We start from the raw sequence: 3,042 nt of genomic DNA, 5'->3' as shown, positions 1-3,042 counted from the left end.
GCAGGATGCCGTCGCGGCCCATCGCGAACAGCACGCGGCTGACGCTCATCTGGGCGGCCGTGCCGCAGAGGACGGTGGCGACGATGTAGATCACGAGGAAGGCGGAGACCATGACCGTGCCGCCGACCTTCTCCATCATCTCGGTGCCCGCGGCGTCGAGGTTCAGCAGCTGGGTCCAGTCCGGGTACAGGATAGATCCGGCCCAGGCGACCAGGAAGAAGCAGAGCCCGGCGAGGACGGTCGCGATCATGATGCCGCGGGGGATGTTCTTCTGCGGGTCGCGGGTCTCCTCGGACAAGGTGGAGATGCCGTCGAAGCCGAGGAAGGCCAGGGCGAGGACCGCGGCGCCGGCGAAGATCGGGCTGAGGCCGCCCTCGCCAGGAATGATGCCGCCGAAGATGACCTCGGGGGTCAGGTTGTCCGCGTTCGTGATCGCGAGGATCACGAAGGCGACGGCGAGCAGCATGGCCGCGCCGACCGAGACGAAGTTCATCTTCTCGACCCAGGTGACGCCGAGGATGTTGAAGCCGAGCACGAGCACGATGCTGGACAGCGTGAAAATCCAGGCGGGGATGTTCGGGAAGGCGCTGTTCATGTAGAGCCCGATCAGCAGGAAGTTGATCATGGGCAGGAAGAGGTAGTCCAGCAGCATCGTCCAGCCGGTGAAGAAGCCGATGACGCGGCCGAAGGCCCGGGAGGTGTAGGTGTAGGCGGAGCCCGCGTTGGGGATCGCCTGGGCCATCTTGCCGTAGCTGTGCGCCGTGAAGATCATGGCCACGACCGCGACGATGTAGGCGGCGGGCAGGTGCCCGTCGCTGATCTTCGTCGCGGAGCCGTAGACGGTGAAGACCGCGAGGATACCCATCGACGCGAGGCCGTAGGCCACGAGCGCGGGCAGGCCGAGGACTCTGCGCAGTTGAACGGGTGCGCCTGCTGCGGGCGCGAGGAGCTGGTCAGACATCGTTGTGACAGCCTTCCTGGGGCGGCCGCGACTGTGCGGGGAACGCCCGTTGAGGGGGTGGGGGGACTCATCAACCTCGGACATCGAAGTTAACGTCGTTAACTATAAGTCACACTAAACTGAAAGTCCCCCTCATCGACGAAGGAATATTGCATGCCCTCCCCCAGGCCCCGGGGTCGCCCCCGCACCCCGATCCTTTCCCAAGCAGGAATCATCTCCGGCGCGCTCACCGTACTCGCCGAAACCGGGGCGGACGAATTCACGATGGCGCGCCTCGCGGGCCACCTCGGCGTCCAGACCCCCGCCCTCTACAAACACGTCCGGAACCGCCGCGATCTCGTCAACCTGATCCGGATGGAGATCGCCGCAAACATCGACTCCTCAGCGTTCGAGACGCTGCCCTGGCGCGAGGCAATGGTGCCCTGGGCTCGGTCCTACCGCGACGCTTTCGCGAGCAACCCGCACGTGATCACGCTCCTGGCGACGATCCCGATGGACGGCAACCCGAGCTCCCTGCGCATGTACGAGCCCGTCGTGCGCGGCATGCAGCGCGGCGGCTGGCCGCTCAAGGAGATCGTGCCCGCCATCGTGGCGGTCGAGTCCTTCATCGTCGGCTCTTCCCTCGACGTGCTCGCCGACCCCGATAACCTCAGCCCGAAGGGGGACACCGAAACCGCCCCGGAGTTTGTGCAGGCGGTGGATGCGCGGGACGCGGAGGATGCCCGGCTGGGTCGCGGCCACGCCGAGCACGCCTTCGAGGTCGGTCTTGCCGCCCTGGTGCGGGGGCTCTCCCCCGAGTGACCCGCTCACCCACTCACCCGCTCGCCCGCCAGGTTTTCGTCGATTCTGCCGCCAGACGCGGCGAAAACCTGGCCGAAATGTTCACGACCGGGGGCGCCCTGCGCGCGTAGTCTGACAGCATGAGCACACTACGACTGGGATTCATCGGCATCGTCACCTCCGACATGAGCGCCTCGCTCGCCTTCTACCGCACGCTCGGCGTGCCCGTGCCCGAGGGGGCGGAAACCGCGCCGCACGTGGACGTCGTCCTCGCCGACGGCGTCACCCTCGCCTGGGACACCGTGGAGGTCATCCGCGGTTTCGACCCGAACTACACGGTGCCAACGGGCAGCCACCGCATCGCGCTCGCCTTCGACCAGGGTGCCCCGGCCGAGGTGGACCGGGCCTACGCGGCTCTCATCGCGGCCGGAGTCACCGGGCACGTCGCCCCGTGGGACGCGCACTGGGGCCAGCGCTACGCGACCGTGCTCGACCCGGACGGCAACTCGATCGACCTGTTCGCCGCCCTGCCGGAGGCGTAACCCGCCAGCGCCCTGGGCCGACGACCCACCAGCCGGGCAAAGTCCCGGCTCAGGTGCGGCTGATCGGCGTAGCCCGCGCGGGCGGCCGCCTCCGCGAGGGGATGCCCGGCGTCGATCAGGCGCAGCGCGGCCTGGGCCCGCACGATCATCGTGAGGGCGGCGTAGCCGTAGCCAAAGCGCGCGGTCATGTCCCGGCGGAACTGGCGCTCCGAGCGCCCGAGCGCCGCCGCGGCGCCCGCGACGGGAAGCGCCTGGGCGGCCGCCCGGCGCACCGTTGCCGCCCAGCGCAACTCGCGGGCCAGGGCCAGCTCCCCGCCGCGTCCCGGAGCGATCGGCGGCGCGGCGGGGAGGGCGTCCGCCAGCCGCGGGGTGTCCCGCGCGGCGGCCAGCCAGTCCCGCCAGCGGCCCAGCTCCGACGCCTGCGCCGGGGCGAGCACGTCCTTCGGGTCCAGGAGCGCGTCGCGCACCTCGTCCGGACGGATCCCCAGGAGGGCCGCGGCCGAGCCGGGCGCGAGCCGCACCCCCGCCGTCGACACGCCCGCGTCAGCGGTGCCGAGCAGGAACCGGGTCGACGGCCCGGCCAGCCAGAGCGCATCCCCGCGCAGGATCAGATCGGCGCTGCCGTCGGCGGCGATCGGCTCGGCGGCCCCGCCCGCCGAGCGCCACAGGGTCGCGCCCCAGCCGGTCAGTTGTTCTTCGTACACCCGGATATTCTCCCCCAGGGGCCTGGGAAGTGCGCGCGACCGGAGGGCAACGCCG

General features: G+C 70.2%; 4 protein-coding genes. 2 read left to right on the top strand and 2 right to left on the bottom strand.

Annotated elements, in window-relative coordinates; translation table 11 throughout:
• Positions 1 to 961 (bottom strand): APC family permease (locus tag OOT08_RS14075; protein ID WP_325093419.1); only part of this gene is annotated, 961 nt, incomplete at its 3' end.
• Positions 962 to 1,114: 153 nt separating this feature from the next.
• Between OOT08_RS14075 and OOT08_RS14070 the strand changes: the two genes are divergently transcribed.
• Together OOT08_RS14070 and OOT08_RS14065 are read left to right on the top strand one after the other, a co-directional pair.
• A complete protein-coding gene (locus OOT08_RS14070; RefSeq protein ID WP_325093418.1) occupies positions 1,115 to 1,762 on the top strand; it encodes a TetR/AcrR family transcriptional regulator C-terminal domain-containing protein in 648 nt (215 codons plus the stop codon).
• Positions 1,763 to 1,881: 119 nt separating this feature from the next.
• Positions 1,882 to 2,283, top strand: a complete 402-nt coding sequence (locus OOT08_RS14065) for a VOC family protein (RefSeq protein WP_325093417.1) — start codon at positions 1,882 to 1,884, stop codon at positions 2,281 to 2,283.
• Here OOT08_RS14065 and OOT08_RS14060 read toward each other — a convergent pair.
• Positions 2,217 to 3,042, bottom strand: an 826-nt coding sequence (locus tag OOT08_RS14060) for a helix-turn-helix domain-containing protein (protein ID WP_325093416.1), incomplete at its 5' end; no start/stop codon positions are given. The two genes, OOT08_RS14065 and OOT08_RS14060, sit on opposite strands and share 67 nt — an antisense overlap.

The organism is Leucobacter sp. M11, assembly GCF_035726885.1.
Taxonomy (GTDB): domain Bacteria; phylum Actinomycetota; class Actinomycetes; order Actinomycetales; family Microbacteriaceae; genus JAPFRB01.
The sequence above is the reverse complement of the archived record's forward strand: the minus strand, read 5'-3'. Positions and strand labels throughout refer to the sequence as shown.

Bases quoted from the DNA above. Each gene is read 5' to 3' on its own strand.
- OOT08_RS14065 (WP_325093417.1), top strand. From the start codon at position 1,882: ATGAGCACACTACGACTGGGATTCATCGGCATCGTCACCTCCGACATG.
- OOT08_RS14070 (WP_325093418.1), top strand. From the start codon at position 1,115: ATGCCCTCCCCCAGGCCCCGGGGTCGCCCCCGCACCCCGATCCTTTCC.